General features: G+C 64.0%; 16 protein-coding genes, 2 pseudogenes and 1 riboswitch. Of the genes and pseudogenes, 7 read left to right on the forward strand and 11 right to left on the reverse strand.

What is annotated here, in order from left to right; translation table 11 throughout:
• The coding region (locus tag HP546_RS13450; protein ID WP_172225769.1) for a HAMP domain-containing sensor histidine kinase at positions 1-1,424 on the forward strand (1,424 nt) is incomplete at its 5' end.
• A complete protein-coding gene (locus HP546_RS13455; protein ID WP_172225772.1) occupies positions 1,393-2,820 on the forward strand; it encodes a sigma-54 dependent transcriptional regulator in 1,428 nt (475 codons plus the stop codon). The genes HP546_RS13450 and HP546_RS13455, both read left to right, overlap by 32 nt.
• A 104-nt stretch (positions 2,821-2,924) precedes the next feature.
• On the opposite strand, the gene HP546_RS13460 is transcribed toward HP546_RS13455, so the two are convergent.
• The 3 genes from HP546_RS13460 to HP546_RS13470 all read right to left on the reverse strand — a co-directional run bounded on the left by HP546_RS13460 (position 2,925) and on the right by HP546_RS13470 (position 5,305).
• Positions 2,925-3,218: a hypothetical protein gene (locus HP546_RS13460; protein WP_172225775.1), complete on the reverse strand. Its 294-nt coding sequence runs from the start codon at positions 3,216-3,218 to the stop codon at positions 2,925-2,927.
• Positions 3,219-3,302: 84 nt separating this feature from the next.
• Entirely contained in the window at positions 3,303-4,655 is a 1,353-nt protein-coding gene (locus HP546_RS13465) for a GntP family permease (protein WP_172225778.1), read from the reverse strand.
• A 110-nt stretch (positions 4,656-4,765) separates the two neighbouring features.
• On the reverse strand, positions 4,766-5,305 hold the full coding sequence (locus tag HP546_RS13470) for a gluconokinase (RefSeq protein ID WP_172225781.1): 540 nt from the start codon (positions 5,303-5,305) through the stop codon (positions 4,766-4,768).
• Between the two features lie 207 nt (positions 5,306-5,512).
• Here HP546_RS13470 and HP546_RS13475 point away from each other — a divergent pair, with 207 nt between their 5' ends.
• The 3 genes and pseudogenes from HP546_RS13475 to HP546_RS31825 form a co-directional block, all read left to right on the forward strand.
• Complete coding sequence (locus HP546_RS13475; protein ID WP_172225784.1) at positions 5,513-6,532, forward strand: LacI family DNA-binding transcriptional regulator; 1,020 nt, start codon at positions 5,513-5,515, stop codon at positions 6,530-6,532.
• 118 nt (positions 6,533-6,650) lie between these two features.
• Positions 6,651-7,433 (forward strand): annotated as a pseudogene (locus HP546_RS31820) (PAS domain-containing protein); the annotation flags it as partial.
• 105 nt (positions 7,434-7,538) lie between these two features.
• Positions 7,539-7,970, forward strand: a pseudogene (locus HP546_RS31825) (methyl-accepting chemotaxis protein); the annotation flags it as partial.
• Here the strand turns inward: HP546_RS31825 and HP546_RS13485 are convergent.
• The 8 genes from HP546_RS13485 to HP546_RS13520 form a co-directional block, all read right to left on the reverse strand.
• Positions 7,945-11,217, reverse strand: coding sequence for a transporter substrate-binding domain-containing protein (locus HP546_RS13485; protein ID WP_172225790.1), 3,273 nt, complete (start codon positions 11,215-11,217; stop codon positions 7,945-7,947). The pseudogene HP546_RS31825 and the gene HP546_RS13485 sit on opposite strands and share 26 nt — an antisense overlap.
• A 13-nt stretch (positions 11,218-11,230) precedes the next feature.
• Positions 11,231-11,845 carry a response regulator transcription factor gene (locus tag HP546_RS13490; RefSeq protein ID WP_172225793.1) on the reverse strand — a complete coding sequence of 205 codons (615 nt, stop codon included), beginning with the start codon at positions 11,843-11,845 and terminating at the stop codon, positions 11,231-11,233.
• 218 nt (positions 11,846-12,063) lie between these two features.
• Positions 12,064-12,306, reverse strand: coding sequence for a DUF1272 domain-containing protein (locus tag HP546_RS13495; protein WP_172225796.1), 243 nt, complete (start codon positions 12,304-12,306; stop codon positions 12,064-12,066).
• Between the two features lie 66 nt (positions 12,307-12,372).
• A complete protein-coding gene (gene cobM, locus HP546_RS13500; protein ID WP_172225799.1) occupies positions 12,373-13,125 on the reverse strand; it encodes a precorrin-4 C(11)-methyltransferase in 753 nt (250 codons plus the stop codon).
• Positions 13,126-13,158: 33 nt separating this feature from the next.
• Positions 13,159-13,545, reverse strand: a complete 387-nt coding sequence (locus HP546_RS13505; protein WP_172225802.1) for a cobalamin biosynthesis protein — start codon at positions 13,543-13,545, stop codon at positions 13,159-13,161.
• Positions 13,545-14,231, reverse strand: a complete 687-nt coding sequence (locus HP546_RS13510; RefSeq protein WP_172225805.1) for a CbtA family protein — start codon at positions 14,229-14,231, stop codon at positions 13,545-13,547. Before HP546_RS13510 ends, HP546_RS13505 begins: the two co-directional genes overlap by 1 nt.
• Before the next feature lie 9 nt (positions 14,232-14,240).
• The gene (locus HP546_RS13515) at positions 14,241-14,429 is read right to left on the reverse strand and encodes a CbtB-domain containing protein (RefSeq protein ID WP_172225808.1); all 189 of its coding nucleotides are present in this window, start codon (positions 14,427-14,429) and stop codon (positions 14,241-14,243) included.
• Positions 14,430-14,521: 92 nt separating this feature from the next.
• A riboswitch (cobalamin riboswitch) is annotated at positions 14,522-14,743 on the reverse strand.
• Between the two features lie 81 nt (positions 14,744-14,824).
• Positions 14,825-15,304, reverse strand: coding sequence for a GNAT family N-acetyltransferase (locus HP546_RS13520; RefSeq protein WP_172225811.1), 480 nt, complete (start codon positions 15,302-15,304; stop codon positions 14,825-14,827).
• A 131-nt stretch (positions 15,305-15,435) separates the two neighbouring features.
• Here HP546_RS13520 and HP546_RS13525 point away from each other — a divergent pair, with 131 nt between their 5' ends.
• Positions 15,436-16,056, forward strand: a complete 621-nt coding sequence (locus HP546_RS13525) for a LysE family translocator (RefSeq protein ID WP_172225813.1) — start codon at positions 15,436-15,438, stop codon at positions 16,054-16,056.
• A gap of 20 nt (positions 16,057-16,076) precedes the next feature.
• The coding region (locus tag HP546_RS13530) for an alpha/beta hydrolase (protein WP_172225816.1) at positions 16,077-16,642 on the forward strand (566 nt) is incomplete at its 3' end.

A 16,642-nucleotide genomic window follows, 5' to 3' on the forward strand; every position in this document is an offset into this window, starting at 1 on the left:
GTGAATTCAACCTGTTGCGCTGGTTTTCGGTCATCAGCCTGTTGATCATCACTGCGGTGGCGGGTGGCCTGGGTTACGTCTCGACGCGCTTCGTGGTACGCGACAGCGTACAGCGCGATGCCATGCTCACCGCCCAGTTCATCCAGGCCATGGCCCAGGCCGAAGTGCGCCACTCGCAGTTGCCGCCAGGCACCACCATGGGTGAGTTGCTCGACCCGCGCCTGGACCAGCAGCACCTGCAGGTCAGCCCGGCACTGGCCGAGTCGACCCGGGTCGAGTTCCTCGACCATGTCGAGCACCTGCCGGATACCTTGCTGGCCAACGTCTATGCCCGCGATCGCACCATTGTCTGGTCGACCAACCCGGTGCTGATCGGCAAGCGTATAGAAGCCGATGGCGACCTGGACCGCGCCTTCCGCTCGCGCAAGGCGGTGTCGGCCAGCTACCACAAGGCTGAGCAAGGTCGCGAAGAGCAGAAGTTCCAGAGTGAGCCGCAATACCTGTTCATCGAGAACTACATCCCGCTGTTCGACAGCCAGGGCGAGCAGGTATTGGCCATGGTGGAAATCTACAAGGAACCGCAGGACCTGATCCGCCGCATCCAGCGCGGCTACGTGCTGATCTGGGCCTCCACACTGGTAGGCGGGGCACTGATCTACTTCGGGCTGTTCTGGATCGTGCGCAGGGCGGCGCAAATGCTGAGCTTGCAGCAGGACCGGCTGGTGGCCAGCGAAACCTACGTGGCGCTGGGGGAAATGTCCTCCGCAGTGGCGCACAGCCTGCGCAACCCGCTGGCCAACATCCGCTCCAGCGCAGAGCTGGCCCAGGAGATCGCCAACCCTGCCGCGCAGAAGAACATCACCGACATTATCAGCCAGGTCGACCGCATGTCATGCTGGGTACGTGACCTGCTGGTGTCGTTGCGCCCGACCAGCGACGAGGCCGAGGCCGTGGACCTGGTGGCTGCCATCGAGGACACCCACGTGGCCTTCTTCCAGCAGATCGAGCGCAACGGTGTGCGCTTTCACTTCGAAGGCCCTGACGTGCAGTGGGTCGCCAGCCAGCCGCTGCAGCTCACCCAGATTCTCAACAGCCTGTTCTCCAACGCCCTGGAGGCCATGCCCTCCGGTGGCATGCTGACCGCCCAGGTCAATGTGCAGGAAGGCCAGCGTGCCGAGTTCGTGCTTACCGACACCGGCAAAGGCATGAGCCAGCAGCAGGAACGCATGGTGTTCAAACCGTTCTACACCACCAAGCAGGGGGGGCTCGGTGTCGGCCTGGCCCTGGTCAAACGCATCATGGAGCGGTTTGGCGGCTCGGTCAGCCTGAGCAGCCGGGAAGAGGAAGGAACCCGCGTCAGCCTTACATTCAATATCGCAGCGGGAGGGGACCATGGAGCACAGCATCCTGGTAGTCGAGGATGATGAAATCCTCGCCGACAACGTTCGTACCTACCTCAGCCTGAAGGGCTTCGAGGTCACCGTGTGCCATAGCGCGGAGCTTGCGCTGGAGCAGATCAAGCGGGCTCAGCCCGACGCGGTGCTCACCGACAACTCGCTACCCGGCATGAGCGGGCACGACCTGCTGCGCACGCTGGTGGCCCAGGCGCCGGACCTGAAGGTGATCATGATGACGGGCTACGGCAACGTCGAAGATGCCGTGCAGGCCATGAAGGAGGGCGCCTTCCATTACCTGACCAAGCCGGTGGTGCTGGCCGAGCTCAAACTGACCCTGGACAAGGCACTGGCTGCCGAGCGCATGGAGCGCACGCTGACGTTCTACCAGGAGCGCGAGGCGCAGAAGTCCGGGCTGCAGGCGTTGATCGGTGAGTCGCCGGCCATGCTCAGCCTCAAGCACACCCTGCGCCAGGTGCTGGATGCCGAGCGGCGCATGGCCAGCGACGACCTGCCACCGGTACTGGTCGAAGGCGACACCGGCACGGGCAAGGAGCTGGTGGCCCGTGCCCTGCATTTTGACGGCTCGCGCAGCAAAGGGCCGTTCATCGAATTCAACTGCGCCTCGATCCCCGCCAACCTGTTGGAGGCCGAGCTGTTCGGCCATGAAAAGGGCGCATTCACCGATGCCAAGGAGCGCCGGGTCGGCCTGGTGGAAGCGGCCGACGGCGGCACCCTGTTCCTGGATGAGATCGGCGAGATGGACCTGGTGCTGCAGGCCAAGCTGCTCAAGTTGCTGGAAGACCGCAGCATTCGCCGGATCGGCGCGGTGAAGGAGCGCAAGGTCGACCTGCGGGTGATCAGCGCTACCAACTGCAACCTGGAGCAGATGGTGCAGCAGGGCAAGTTCCGCCGCGACCTGTTCTTCCGCCTGCGCATCATTGCCTTGAAGGTGCCGCGCTTGCATGCGCGTGGGCAGGACGTGCTGATGCTGGCACGGCACTTCCTGGCTCACCACGGCCGGCGTTATGGTAAGCCGAACCTGCGGTTTTCTGCCGAGGCCGAAAGCCTGATGCTCAGTTACACCTGGCCAGGCAATGTGCGCGAGCTGCGCAACATGCTGGAACAAACCGTGCTGCTGGCCCCGAACGAGGTGGTGCAGGCGCATCAGTTGAACCTGTGCATGACCTTGATCGACGAGCCGCTGGTGGCGCAGCCGACTGCCACGGTGTACGAAATGCCGCGGCATGATCCGGAGCCTGGGACAAGCCTGCCAGACATGGAGCGCGACCTGGTGTGCAAGACCCTGGACCGCACGGACTGGAACGTTACCAAGTCGGCGCGAATGCTTGGGCTGTCGCGGGACATGTTGCGTTACCGGATCGAGAAACTCGGGCTTACCCGGCCTGACAAGCGGCAGTGGTGAGAGAGGGCTGCTATGCAGCCCAATCGGCGGCCAGCCAGCGAGCTGGGGATCGCATCAGGGCTAACAGGTGCGATCCCCGTGGCGTAATCCTGCTCCCACGGCGATTAACGCTGACTATCTGCCCCACCCTGACGCCCGGCCCCTTCCGAGCCACTGCCATCCATCCCCGGCAAATCACGGTTGTCATCCTGCCGGGCCGGCGGGCTTTCAGGGTCGTTGCCCTGGATGCGCGGGTCGGTATCCCTGGGCATCGGCTTCTCGATCGGGTTGAGGGTGCTGTCCACCCCCGGCTTCGGTGCCGGATTATGCGGGTCGTCAGGGTAGGTGGGGCCGGTGCCGACGGCAAACGCCAGCGGCGAGGCGAGCAGGGCTATCAACAGAATGCTTGAGCGGTTCATGGCAGGCTCCTTTGCTTCAGGTAGGGCGCATACTTCCCTTCGGCCCTACCCGAAGCGTCAAGGTGCCATGACCCCGATCAACGGTCACACCACCTGCGACAGCAACATGATGAAGATGATGCCGACCACCGAAAGAATGGTCTCCATCATGCTCCAGGTCTTGAAGGTTTCGGCGACGGTCATGTTGAAGTACTGCTTCACCAGCCAGAAGCCGGCGTCGTTGACGTGGGACAGGATCAGCGAACCGGCGCCGGTGGCCAGCACCAGCAGTTCGCGGTTGACCCCAGGCACCAGGTCGATCACCGGGGCAACGATGCCGGCGCCGGTAATGGTTGCCACCGTCGCCGAACCGGTGGCGATACGGATCACCGCCGCCACCAGCCAGGCCAGCATGATGGGCGAGATTTCCGCCTGTACCGCCATTTGCCCGATCACGTTGCCGACACCGGTGTCCACCAGCATCTGCTTGAAGCCGCCGCCGGCCCCGACGATCAGCACGATGGCAGCGGTCGGCGCCAGGCTCTGGTCGAGCATCTTCATGATCTGCTGGCGGTTGAAGCCGCGCGCCGAACCGAAGGTATAGAAGGCCAGCAGCAAGGCGGCGAGCAGGGCGGTGATGGGGTGGCCGATCAGGTCCATCCACTGGCGCACGATGTGCTCGGCGGGCAGCACCACATCGGCAAAGGTTTTCAGCAGCATCAGTGCCACCGGCAGCAGCACCGTGATCAGGGTAATGCTGAAGCTCGGCAGGTTGCCCTGGTCGGACTCCTTGGCAATCTGGTCCATCAATTCCTGCGACGGGTTGCCCGGGATGTAGCGGGAAATGAAGTTGCCGAACAGCGGGCCGGCAATGATCGCGGTGGGCAGGGCCACGATCAGGCCATAGAAGATGGTCTTGCCGATGTCAGCGTGGAAGATGCCGATTGCCAGCAGCGGGCCCGGGTGCGGGGGCACCAGGCCGTGGACGACGGACAGCCCGGCCAGCAGCGGAATGCCGATCTTGACCAGCGACACGCCAGAGCGCCGGGCGACGATGAACACCAGCGGAATCAGCAGTACGAAGCCGATTTCGAAGAACAGCGGGATGCCAACCAGAAAGGCTGCGAACATCATGGCCCAGTGCACGTTCTTCTTGCCGAAGGCACGTATGAGCGTTTGCGCGATCTGGTCGGCACCGCCGGAGTCGGCCATCAGCTTGCCGAGCATGGTGCCCAGTGCGAGCACGATGCCGACAAAGCCGAGCACGCCGCCAAAACCGTCCTGGAACGATTTCATCACCTTGGCCACCGGCATACCGGAGGTCAGGCCGAGAAACCCGGCCGCCAGGGTGAGGGCGACGAACGGGTGCACTTTGAAATGGGTGATCAGCAGGATCAGCCCGATGATGGTAACCAACGCGTCGAGCAGCAGGAAGGTGTCAGTAGCCAGTCCGAACATGGTGTGAAGGCCTCGGTCTTATCGTTGTTTTTGGCGGAGCTTTTTGAACTTTGCGTGTATATGCGGGTCGGGGTAGCGCTGTCTTTGGTGAGCCAAGCAAACCGCCGCGATCAGGCGGTTTGCGCCAGGCCCGGCTCACCGCAGCGCTTTAGCCAGCGGTCTACCGCTTCGGCCAGGACTTCGATGGGTTGCGTGGCGTCCAGTGCCAAGGTCAATGGCTCGCCGCGCGGCGATTCCAAAGCAGCGAACTGGCTGTCGATGAGACTTGCCGGCATGAAATGCCCCGGGCGGGCCAGCACGCGTTTTTCAGCCTCGGCGGGCGACAGTTCGAGGAACACGAATACCAGCCCCGGCATCGCATCGCGCAGGGTGTCGCGGTAGCGGCGCTTGAGTGCCGAGCAGGTCAGGATCGGGCGCTCTCCGGCGTGTGTGGTGGCTTGCAACTCTTCACCAAGGCGGACCAGCCAGCCGGCACGGTCGGTATCGTCCAGCGGGATGCCATCACTCATCTTGCGGATGTTTTCGGCAGGGTGAAAAGCGTCGCCTTCGATCAGGCGACCGCCGCTTCTGGCAGCGATGGCAGCGCCGATGCAGCTTTTGCCGCAACCGGCCACGCCCATCACCACGATGGCGGACAGGGGAGAATTCATCAGTACCTCCTGCGGGGTGAGATAGCGCTGTCTCGTCGCCGACGAACAGCCACCTCCCCGGTGTTATTGGTCTTGTCCTTACGCAGTATGGACGCCTGGCGGCAAGCGCGCGGTGGCTGCTACCAAAGATTACATTGCCTGCGTCCTGAGACAGCGCTACCTTAGTGGCCGTTCCCCATCCTTGCAAGTAGTAAAATTACAACATCCATGTCCCGAACCGGCTCCCGTACTACAGGTCGTCCCACCCTGGCCGAAGTTGCCAGGCTTTCCGGGGTTTCCCCGATTACCGCCTCCCGCGCCTTGCGCGGGGTCAGCACGGTTGCGCCGGAGCTGGTGGAAAAGGTCGCCGCCGCAGCGGCGAGCCTGGGCTATGTGGCCAACCCGGCGGCCAGGGCCCTGGCCTCGGCGCGTAGCCATTCGGTGGTGGTGTTGATCCCGTCGCTGTCCAACCAGCTGTTCATCGACACCCTCGAGGCCATTCACGAAGTCATGCGCCCGCGTGGGCTCGAGGTGCTGATCGGCAACTATCACTATGACGTTGCCGAAGAAGAGAACCTGATCCGCAATTACCTGGCGTACCAGCCCTGCGGCATGCTGCTGACCGGGTTCGAGCGCAGCGACGCGTCGCGGCAGATGCTGGCCGCCAGTGGCGTGCCCTGCGTGCACATGATGGAACTCAACGGCGAAGCCGGGGCGTTGTCGGTCGGCTTCTCCCAGCAAGAGGCCGGGCGCGCTGCCGCCCGGCACCTGATCGAGCGTGGGCGCAAGCGCCTGGCGTTCATTGCGGCGCAGCTCGACCCGCGGGTGATGCAGCGTGCCGACGGGTTCCGCCAGGCGCTCGCCGAAGCCGGGCTGCAGGCGGCCGAGTTGGAAGTGCTGGCGCCGGAGCCTTCATCCATTGCCTTGGGCAGCGTGTTGTTCAGCCAGTTGCTGCAGCAGGCGCCGGATGTCGACGGCATCTTCTTCTGCAACGACGACCTGGCCCAGGGTGCGGTGCTGCAGGCGTTGCGCCAAGGGGTGGAGGTGCCGCGGCAGGTGGCAATGGTCGGTTTCAACGACCTGCCGGCGTCAGCGCACATGGTTCCGCGGCTCACCTCGATTCGCACACCGCGGGCTGCCGTGGGCCGGGGCGCGGCGCAGGCGCTGCTGGCCTTGCTCGATGGCAAGCGGGTGCCGAACGCGCAGCAGGACCTGGGCTTCGAGTTGATGGTGCGGGAGAGCTCCTGAGCCTCCTGGAGCGTGTGTAGTCATTAAAATGTATTAATTACAAAGTGATAGCACATTGCTTGCACTGCGCTAACGGCGATCTATGCTCAGGACACCGCGCATAAAGGAGCCCGGCGTCATGTTCGATTTCCACCGCAAGTCCGACCTGGTCGAGATCCAGCGTAGCCAGCAGGCCTTGGCCAATGCGCAGGCCAAGCTCGCAGCCATCAGCCGCTCCATGGCGATGATCGAGTTCGCCCCCGATGGCACCATCCTTGATGCCAACGAGCGTTTCTGCCAAGCCATGGGCTACAGCGCCGAAGAACTGCGGGGCAAGCACCACCGACTGTTCTGTGAGCCGGGCTACGCAAAAAGCGCCGAGTACCAGCAACTGTGGCGGGAACTGGCGCAGGGCAAGGCCATCAGCGGCACCTTCGAGCGCGTCGACAAGGCGGGCCGCGAGGTCTGGCTTGAAGCCAGCTACATGCCGGTGCTGGATGCACAGCGCCAGGTCAGCAGCGTGATCAAGGTGGCGTCCGACATCAGCCAGCGGGTAGTGCTGGAGCACGAAAGCGAAAGCCTGCTCAAAGCCATCGGCCGCTCCATGGCGGTGATCGAGTTCACCCCGCAAGGCCGAGTGATCAAGGCCAACCAGAACTTCCTCGACACCATGGGCTACCGCCACGATGAAGTGGTCGGCCGCCACCACGGGCTGTTCTGCCTGGCGCATGAGCGCGAGTCGGCCCAGTACCGTGAGTTCTGGGCTTCGCTCAACCGTGGCGAATACCACTCGCACCGCTTCGAGCGTGTCAACAAGCAAGGCCAGACGGTTTACCTGGAAGCTTCTTACAACCCGATTTTCGACAGCAAGGGCCGCTTGTACAAGGTGGTCAAGTTCGCCAGCGACATCACTCGCCAGGTCAGCACCCAGCAGAGCGCCGCCGATGCGGCACATGCCAGCTCAGTGCAGACCGACGCCTGCGCGCGCAAGGGCACCGAGGTGGTGCAGCAGACGGTGCAGGTGATCGAGCAGATTTCCCACGAATTGAACGACGCGGCGCGTAGCATCGATGCCGTGAGCAAGCAGTCGGATGTGATCGGGCAGATCGTGCTGACCATCCGCGGCATTGCTGACCAGACCAATCTGCTGGCCTTGAATGCGGCCATCGAGGCAGCCCGCGCCGGTGATCATGGGCGCGGTTTTGCCGTGGTGGCTGACGAGGTGCGCAACCTGGCGGCGCGGACCAGCAAGGCGACCCTGGAAATCGTCGATGTGGTGCGACAGAACCACGACCTGTCGCTGTTGGCGGTAGCCAGCATGCAGTCAAGCCTGAACCGCACCTGTCACGGCGTCGCGCTGGCCAATGAGGCCGGCACGGTGATCATGGAAATCCAGCAAGGCTCACGGCATGTGGTCGATGCCATCAGCCAGATCAGTTCGACGCTGCAATTGCACTGAGGGCTTCGCGCATCTCTTCAAGCAGCGCCTGCAGGCTGGCTTGAAGTTGTGCGCGCTGCTCAACCGTGGGCAACCCCTGCGCGTGGGCGTGTTCGATGGCTTCACAGTCGGTGGCCACGGTGCGTACCCTGATCATCCTGGCCCCGCCTTTGATGCGATGAGCCAAGGCACGCACGTCCTCATCCGGGGCATCTGGGGACAGCGCGCGCAGGGCGGCCAGGTCTTCGTCGACGCTTTGTGACAGCTGCTCAAGCAAATGCCGGGTCAACTGCTCATCGTTCTGGGTCAAGTGGCGCAGCTCGGCCAGGTCGAACCCGCCGTGGGCTGCTTTAAGGGGCTGTTGCCGAGGGCGTGCCTGCGTCAGGTGCGCCTTGAGGGTGCGCAGGCCAATTGGCTTGAACAGGCATTCGTCCATGCCGCTGGCCAGGCAGCGGGTACGCTCCTCGGCCTGGGCATTGGCCGTTACCCCGAGAATCCGGCACGCCGGCAGGCCAAGGTCGGCCTCCAGGCTACGGATACGCCGGGTAAGCGCGTGGCCGTCCATGACCGGCATGCTGCAATCGGTGATCACCAAATCGAAGCATCCGTCCTGCCAGTGGGCCAGGGCGATTTCGCCATTCTGCGCCAAGGTCACACGATGCCCCATGGTGTGCAGTTGGCGCTCCAGCAGCAGCAGGTTGGCGGGGTAGTCGTCGACCACCAGAATATTCAGCGGCCCGCCGCTGCTTTCAGGGGCCGGCACTTCCTGTTCAGCTTGTACGGGTGCCGCGCAGGTGGGCAGCTGCAAGTTGACTTGCACACGGGTGCCGACCCCTTCGACGCTCTGCAAGCTCAAGGTGCCGCCCATCAATTCGGCCAGTGTGCGGCTGATGACCAACCCCAGTCCCGCACCCTGCCGTGCGCGCGGGCCGTCGACCTGGACGAAGGCACTGAACAGTCGGGCCTGGTCGGCAGGGCTGATGCCGATGCCGGTGTCGCGCACGTTCAGTTCGACCGCCAGCATGCTGTGGCCGGCGACCGTTGGCAGCAACAGGCTGGCCTGGACTTCACCGCGGTCGGTGAACTTGATGGCGTTGCTGATCAGGTTGGACAGCACTTGCTTGAGCCGCAGCGGATCAGCCAGCACCCAGACCGGCGCAGCGGGTAGCTCACCGTGCAGGTGCAAGCCCTTGGCCCGGGCATTGCCTTCGAACACGCGCAGGGTGGCCCGCAGCAGCTCGACCAGGTTGGTGGGCACTGGTTGCAGGGTGATATGCCCGGATTCGATACGGGAAATGTCCAGGATATCGCCAATCAGCTCGAGCAGGCCGATCGCAGAGTCGTGGGCGGTCTGCAAAGTCTGGGTGTCGCACCGGCCGCTGCGGCTGTCCTCCAGGGCGAGCTCCAGCAGGCCGATCACGGCATTCATGGGGGTTCGGATTTCATGGCTCATGGTCGCCAGGAAGGTGCTTTTGGTCTGGCTGGCCTGTTCGGCGTCGTCCTTGGCCTGACGCAGCTGTTCGAGCAGCCCGCGGCTCAGCGCCAACTGGTCCTGCAACGCGTGTTTTGCCTCGGTGCGCTGGTTGATCAGCTTGCGCAGGTAGCTGTTCCAGAACACCACCCCTGCCAGCAGCAGGCCGGACAGCACCAGCACCTGCAAGGTCAGGGTGCGGTAATCTCGCCAGGCGCTGTCACTGACCAGCGTGCTGGTCCGCCAGCGGTTGATCAGCTGGTTCAGTTCATCGGGGGGAATGCTCAGCAGTGCCTTGTCGAGAATGGCTTGCAGCTGAGGCTGGTCCGGGGCCACGGCGAAGGCGGCCACGGCCGCGTCGTCATCCAGCACGCTGGCGATGCGCAGGCGGTCCTTGAACACGTGGCTGATGTAGTAGGCGGCATTGATATGGCTGCTCAGGGCAACGTCGGCAGTCCCGTTGGCCACCGCTTCCATCAGGCCTAGCGGGTTGTCCACCTCGACCACCTTGGCCTGGGCGAAGCGTCCCTCCAGCGCCGCCCGTTGCGGGGAGCCGCGCACAAGGGCGATGCGCTGACCGTCCAGTGCCCTGGCCTGCGCCGGTGCGGAGCCATCGTTGCGGGTGACCAGCACCCTTGGGCTGACCAGGTAGGGGCGGGTATAGCGCATCTGCTTCGAACGGTCTGCGCCATAACCCAGGGCACCGATCATCTGCGCCTCACCGCGGGCCAGACGTTCGACCATTTCCTGCGCCGAGGAGCTCTCCAGCGGTTTGAAATGCAGCCCCGTTCGCAGGGAGATCTGCTTGAGCAGGTCGAGGGTGATGCCGCTGGGACGGTGCTGGGCATCGTTGAATGTGAGGGGTGCCAGGCCGGTATTGACCAGCACGTTGACGGTCGGATTGCTGGCTATCCAGGCTTGCTCCTCTGCGCTCAGCACTGACAGGTGGCGCTGAAGCAGCAGGCTGGTGTTGCCGCTGCTCCAGCGGCGCAGGATGTTCAGGCGTTCGCTTTCGCTGATGCGGGCCAACGCCTGATCGACCAGTCGGTGCAAGCGCGGGTTGTCGCTGGCCAAGGCAAAGGCGAACTCGCCAGGGGCAACCTGGCTGAAGTGGTCGATCTTCAGCGTGTTCTGGTAGCTCTTGCCCATGGTGAAATCGGTGCTGATCGCATCGCCCAGGTAGGCGTCGGCCTCGCCGAGCTCGACAGCGGCAAGGCCGGCCAGGGTTGAGCGATACAGGCTTAGCTGGGCCTTGGGATACAGGGCGTGCACGGCGCTGGCCGGCAGGTAATGGTCGACCATGGCCAGGCGCATGCCGGCAAGGTCACGCGCATTCTTCAGGTCACTGCCTTTGCGGGTGACAACGACAGGCAGATCATCGGCATAGGGGGTACTGAGGTTGAGCTCGGCGTCCGCCGCCTCGAATGCGTTGGAGCTGCCCAGCAGGTCGATCCGGCCCTCGCGCAGGGCCGCGATGGCTTCATGGCGGCTGTCGTACCGGCGCACTTCGATCGCAATACCCAGTTGCTCGGCGATGATGCCGGCGTAATCGGCGCTCAGCCCTTCGTAGTCACGCTGGCTGACGTTGATTTCGAACGGTGGATAGTCAGGCCGGGAGCTACCCAGCACCAGCCGCTGTCGTCGCGCGAGCCAGTCACGGTCGTCGCTGGGCAGTTGCAGCGGGGTGGCAGCGCTGACGGAACGCGCCAGCAGCTGTCGGGGTTCGCTGTCGGCAAGCAGACTTGCCGAGGCCGAAAGGCCAATGGCGATAACGGCACTGGCCAGCAGACGTTTCATGGTGGCCAAGCGCTCAGTTGACGTCGTTGCGTCTGGCCAGGTCGACCATTTCAACCAGCGACTCGGTCCTGAGCTTTTCCATGATACGGCCTCGGTAGGTACTGATGGTCTTGGCGCTGAGGTTCATGCAGTGCCCGATGTTCTTGTTGTTTTCACCGCGCGCCAGGCGCCGCAGCACTTCCATTTCACGGTTGGAGAGGCTTTCCAGGCGCACGGGTTCGCTCTCCAGCGAGTTGCTGTTGACCGACATCTGCGGGAAGGTCGAATAGCCCTTGATCAGGGCCTTGAGGGCAAACACCAACGGATCGGTATCTTCATCCTTGGTGACGAAGGCGCCGATGCCGGCATCCAGACAGCGGCGTACGTACAGATCGGTGGCCTGACCGGTCAGGACCATGATTTTCGGCACTGCCTCCAGGCACTGCAGGCGTTTGATCACTTCCATGCCGTCCAGCCCGGGTAGCCCGATGTCCAGAATTACAACGTCCGGGCGCAGCTCGCGGGCCACCTGCGCCACGATCCGGCCGTCGCCCACTTCGCCGACAACATGGAAGCGCTCGCGCTCGAGGATAGTGCGCAAAGCGACCCGGACGATCGGGTGGTCATCGACGATCAGCACGGTTGTCATGAGAAAACTCCTGTCAGGATGTGGTCCGCCTTCCTGGATCACTCAGGAATACGTCTGCAAGCGGGTTAATCGGAAGCGCTGCAAGATACGACCAATCCTGAAGTTTGGTAATGCCGAGTATAGAAGTGTTGATAATCCTCGGGTGCCTTGTTGAAAATTCCTACAAATAATGGAAAGACATCACCGCTAACAAGGCGGAGTGTCGATTTTCTGGTCGGTCAATTGCAGGCGAGGTGTGTTTTATTCACGCGCAAGGGCGAGGCGGGGTTGTTGGCCAAGGCCTGGCCGACCCGCGTCGGACGGGTCACCAGCTGGCCTTTGCAGTTCGGGCAATAGCCCTGCAAGCGGGTTTCGACGCAGGTGCGGCAGAAGGTGCATTCAAAGGAACAGATCAGCGCGTCAGGGCTGTCGCCAGGCAGGTCGATATCGCAGCATTCGCAGTTGGGGCGTAGATCCAGCATGAGCTTGACTCCGGTTCGCAAGCGGGAACCCGGAGTCTGCTACGCCTGTGGTGAGCCTGGCAATGCTCAGTCGCCAGGGCGATACAAGTGGGCGTGCCCTGCGCGGTACAAGGCCGAATCGGCGAACGGAGTGTTGCCCAGCACATGCCCCACCAGAATCAGTGCGGTGCGGCGGAAGTCCTTGGCGGCGACACGTTCGGCGATGTCGCCAAGGCTGCCACGAACCCAGTCCTGGTCTGGCCATGTGGCGCGGTGCACGACCGCCACCGGGCAGTCTGCGCCATAGTGTGGCAGCAGTTCGTCGACGATCCGCGAGAGGTGCTTGACCCCCAGGTGAATCGCAAGCGTGCTGCCATGGCGCGCCAGGTCCGCCAGCTGCTCGCCGGGTGGCATCGGCGAGCTGTCGCCATAGCGGGTCAGGATCACCGTCTGTGCCACCTGCGGCAGGGTCAGCTCGCAGCCGAGCAGGGCGGCGCTGGCGGCCGTTGCGGTGACACCGGGGATGATCTGGTAATCGATACCCAGCGCCTGCAGGTGGCGGATCTGCTCGCCGATGGCGCCGTACAGGCTGGGGTCGCCGCTATGCACGCGGGCGATGTCCTGGCCTTGCTGGTGCGCCGTGCGCATGGCGGCGATGATCTGCTCCAGGTGCAGCTCGGCACTGTTGATCACGGTTTCGGCCCGGTGGCCTTCGAGCACGGCAGCAGGCACCAGCGAGCCGGCGTAGATGATCACCGGGCACTGACGAATCAGCCGTTGCCCCTTGACCGTGATCAGTTCCGGGTCGCCGGGGCCGGCGCCGATGAAGTAGACCGTCATGGAAAGTCCTTGCAAGAAATGAGGGTGCAGCGTTCAGCAGGCCAGCGCGAGGGTTGCCGGGCCCATCACCTGGCGTGTGAGCAGCAACCGCGCGGTGCCGAGCCGCTGGCTGGCCAGGGCCAACGCCGCGCTCTCGGCCACCCCCCAGCAACCCGTGTGGGCATGGGCCACAGCAGAACGGTGGCTGAGCAGGGGGGAGTAGGGTTGCAGTTGCGCGCCATGGTACAGCACCAAAGGCAAACCGAGGTGTTCGGCCAGTTGCTGCAACCCCGGTTCGTTGGCCTTCAGGCTGATGCTGGCGATACCGTGCAGGTCGGCCAGCGCCAGGCCCTGATTATCCAGGGCCTGGCGCAGAAGGCTGAGCAGCGTATCCACCGGGCAGCCCCGGCGGCAGCCAAAACCGGCGTAAAAAACCGGCATCAGGCCTGGCTTGAGCGGCGGAACAGCCAGGCGCTTAGCAGGCCCAGGGCCAGCCAGAAGGCGGCGTTGGTCAGCCAGGAGGCCAGCTTGAACTGGGCTTGCAGTGCTTCGGGAGCCAGGCTTTCGTGCACCTCCGGTTGCGGCGCGCCAATCACATGCGGCACCACCAGCAGCACGGCGCCCAGCGCTTTCAGCAGCCCGTGGCGGGCAAACGCCAGCAAGGCCAGGCCCAGGGCGGTGGCGCTGGCGGTGCCAATCCACCAGGCCTGACGTTGCCCAAGGTCGGCCGCAGCCGTACCTGGCAGTTCTGGGGGCAGGCCCAGGGTTGGCGCGAGGCAGAACACGGCGAAGCCCGCCAGCCCCCACAAAGCCCCCGTGCTGGCGCGCTTCGGAGCGCGCAGGCTGTAGAGCGCGGCCAGGATCAGGGCGAAGCCGACCGCCACCACCAGGTTGCCACCGGTCGTAGACAGCACGCGCTGCCAGCCGTCTTCCGGCGACCAGGCTTCGGCGCTGTGCTCATGGGCAGCGACTTCGCTGCCATGTTCGTGGTGTGCGGCCGGGGCCGAAGACTCGTAGGTTTCCGCCTGAAGAATCAACGGGGCCACCCAGAAGCTTTGCAACAAGGTCAGCAACAAGGCCGCAAGCAGCCCGCTGAAGCCCGCCGTACGGGCAATGCGCGTGATCATCGGGCGTACTCAGTGGCAGGGGAAGGCGGCGCTGTGGCGGGTATCGTGGGCAGCGTTGTGCACGGCCTCGATGTGCGAAAAACCGGCGAAGTAGACCAGGCACAGGCCCAGCAGGCTGGCGCCGACGGCGATGACGACGCGTTGGCTTAGCGTGGTGGGGGTGGCAAGGCTGTGTGGCTTGGCGCTGGTGACGGGCATGACGCGTTCCTCTGCTTTTTTGTGGGCAACGGACAAGCGCGGCAGCCCCGAGCGTGATTGCCCAGGGAATGCGACAGCGCCCGCCCACCGCGGGGTGTTCATGAACGCCAGGCCGGTCTCCGGGCTTGCGAGGAAGAGCAGGGCTCCTGAAAAGCGTCACCTTCCCATGCCGAACTACGGGCACAGTGGTACAGACGCTTCGCTCGCTTACCGTTGCGGGGGCAGCACCGGGCTTGTCCGACCCTGCTGAAGGGCCGCGACGCACCGGTTTCCCGTTTCACCCCAGAAGGGGCACCTGAACGCAGGCATAAGGAGAGCATGGGGCGGGCGTGGCGTCAATTGCGGGATATGAGCTGGGCCCTGATGCCCCCCCTAACAGCGCCTCTCCCGCCCCATCAACCGCGAGCAAACGCCGCCAGCTTCTCCCCGTCCAGGCGATAGCGCACCCACTCGTCCTGCGCCTCGGCCCCCAGCTTCTGGTAAAAGCCGATCGCCGGCTCGTTCCAGTCCAGCACGCTCCACTCCAGCCGCCCGCAGTTGTTCGCTACCGCTTCGCGCGCAATGTGCTGCAGCACTTGCCGCCCCGCGCCATCGCCGCGCTGCTCGGGCGTGATATACAAGTCTTCCAGGTAGATGCCGTTGCGCCCGAGCCAGGTCGAGTAGCTGTAGAAATACACGGCGAAGCCGATTGCCTGGCCATCGCGTTCGCACATCAGGCCATGCACCGTGCTGCCCTCGTCGAACAGGCTGTGCTCGATGTCGGCGACGCTGGCGATCACTTCGTGACGGGCACGCTCATACTCGGCCAGTTCGGTAATGAAGGCCAGAATCTGTTGCGCATCGGTGCGAACGGCAGGGCGAATGGTAACGCTCATGTTGACGGCTTCCTTGATTCGGGTAGCAATACAGTGAGGTGTATCTACATAATTTAATGAAACTGTACTGGTCGCAGGGGAGGGCGACTCCGTTAGTGTGACAGCACCTATAAAGAAAGTGGACCGCCCCTATGCTCGCCTCTGCCGACCTGCTGACCGCCTTCGTGCTGTTTGCCTTCGTGTCCTCCATCACGCCCGGCCCCAACAACACCATGTTGCTGGCCTCTGGGGTGAACTTCGGCGTGCGCCGCTCGATTCCTCACGCTGTGGGCATCAGCGTCGGTTTCATGGTCATGGTGCTGGCCGTTGGTCTGGGCCTGGGCGAGGTGTTCAAGGCGTGGCCGCCGCTGTACACAGTGCTGCGCTACACCGGGGCGGCCTACCTGCTGTACCTGGCCTGGAAAATCGCCACTTCCGGGCCAGTCGGTACGGCTTCGTCCGGTGCTCGCAAACCCATGGGCTTCTGGGGCGCAGCGGCGTTCCAGTGGGTCAATCCAAAGGCCTGGGTGATGGCGGTGGGGGCGATTACAACCTATACACCGGCGCAAGGCTATGTGACCAACGTGATCGTCATCGCCGCCTTGTTCGCCCTGGTCAACCTGCCCAGCGTGGGCGTGTGGGTGATGTTTGGCAGCGCGCTGCGCAACCTGCTGCAGAACCCGCGTTGGCTGATGCTGTTCAATGTCCTGATGGCCCTGTTGCTGGTGATTTCACTGTACCCGCTTCTGTTTGTAGAATCGGCGTTTTCCTAGCCCGCGAGTTGCCCAAGCCCATGCAGTTGATCCCCTGGTCCCACGAATGTGCCGAAGGCTTCACCCTGCGTGGCTGGCGCACCGCGGCCAGCGGCAAGCCGCTGCTGCATTTCTTGCACGGTAACGGCTTCTGCTGCCTGGCCTATCAGCCTTTGCTGATGCGCCTGGGCGAGCATTTCGACCTGTGGCTGTGCGATGTCCAGGGGCACGGTGACAGTGACCATGGCGGGGCGTTTCGCGGCTGGAACCGTACCGCCGCGTTGGCCGTGGAGGCATTTCAGGCCGGGCGTGGCGAGTACGGCGAAGTGCCGCGCTTTGCCGTCGGGCACAGCTTTGGCGGCGTGCTCACCGGGCTGATGCTGGCCAGTGAGCCGCAGCTGTTTGCACGTGCCGTGTTGCTTGACCCGGTGCTGTTCAGCCGGCGCATGCTTGGCGTGATGGGCGCGGCGGCCCTGGTTGGCCTGCACCAGCGCCACGCCCTGGCGCGCAAGGCCGCGAGCCGGCGCAGCCACTGGCCTGATCGCGAAGCGGCGCTCGCTTCACTGCAAGGCCGTGGCATCTTCAAGGGCTGGGCGGATGCGGCGCT

Source organism: Pseudomonas sp. CM25 (genome assembly GCF_013179705.1).
GTDB lineage: Bacteria > Pseudomonadota > Gammaproteobacteria > Pseudomonadales > Pseudomonadaceae > Aquipseudomonas.

Coding starts and splice junctions, on each gene's coding strand:
- HP546_RS13495 (WP_172225796.1), bottom strand. CDS start 12,306: ATGCTGGATCTACGCCCCAACTGCGAATGCTGCGATATCGACCTGCCT.
- HP546_RS13505 (WP_172225802.1), bottom strand. CDS start 13,545: ATGCCGGTTTTTTACGCCGGTTTTGGCTGCCGCCGGGGCTGCCCGGTG.
- HP546_RS13460 (WP_172225775.1), bottom strand. CDS start 3,218: ATGAACCGCTCAAGCATTCTGTTGATAGCCCTGCTCGCCTCGCCGCTG.
- HP546_RS13525 (WP_172225813.1), top strand. CDS start 15,436: ATGCTCGCCTCTGCCGACCTGCTGACCGCCTTCGTGCTGTTTGCCTTC.
- HP546_RS13485 (WP_172225790.1), bottom strand. CDS start 11,217: ATGAAACGTCTGCTGGCCAGTGCCGTTATCGCCATTGGCCTTTCGGCC.
- HP546_RS13510 (WP_172225805.1), bottom strand. CDS start 14,231: ATGATCACGCGCATTGCCCGTACGGCGGGCTTCAGCGGGCTGCTTGCG.
- HP546_RS13490 (WP_172225793.1), bottom strand. CDS start 11,845: ATGACAACCGTGCTGATCGTCGATGACCACCCGATCGTCCGGGTCGCT.
- HP546_RS13465 (WP_172225778.1), bottom strand. CDS start 4,655: ATGTTCGGACTGGCTACTGACACCTTCCTGCTGCTCGACGCGTTGGTT.
- HP546_RS13520 (WP_172225811.1), bottom strand. CDS start 15,304: ATGAGCGTTACCATTCGCCCTGCCGTTCGCACCGATGCGCAACAGATT.
- cobM (WP_172225799.1), bottom strand. CDS start 13,125: ATGACGGTCTACTTCATCGGCGCCGGCCCCGGCGACCCGGAACTGATC.
- HP546_RS13515 (WP_172225808.1), bottom strand. CDS start 14,429: ATGCCCGTCACCAGCGCCAAGCCACACAGCCTTGCCACCCCCACCACG.
- HP546_RS13470 (WP_172225781.1), bottom strand. CDS start 5,305: ATGAATTCTCCCCTGTCCGCCATCGTGGTGATGGGCGTGGCCGGTTGC.
- HP546_RS13475 (WP_172225784.1), top strand. CDS start 5,513: ATGTCCCGAACCGGCTCCCGTACTACAGGTCGTCCCACCCTGGCCGAA.
- HP546_RS13455 (WP_172225772.1), top strand. CDS start 1,393: ATGGAGCACAGCATCCTGGTAGTCGAGGATGATGAAATCCTCGCCGAC.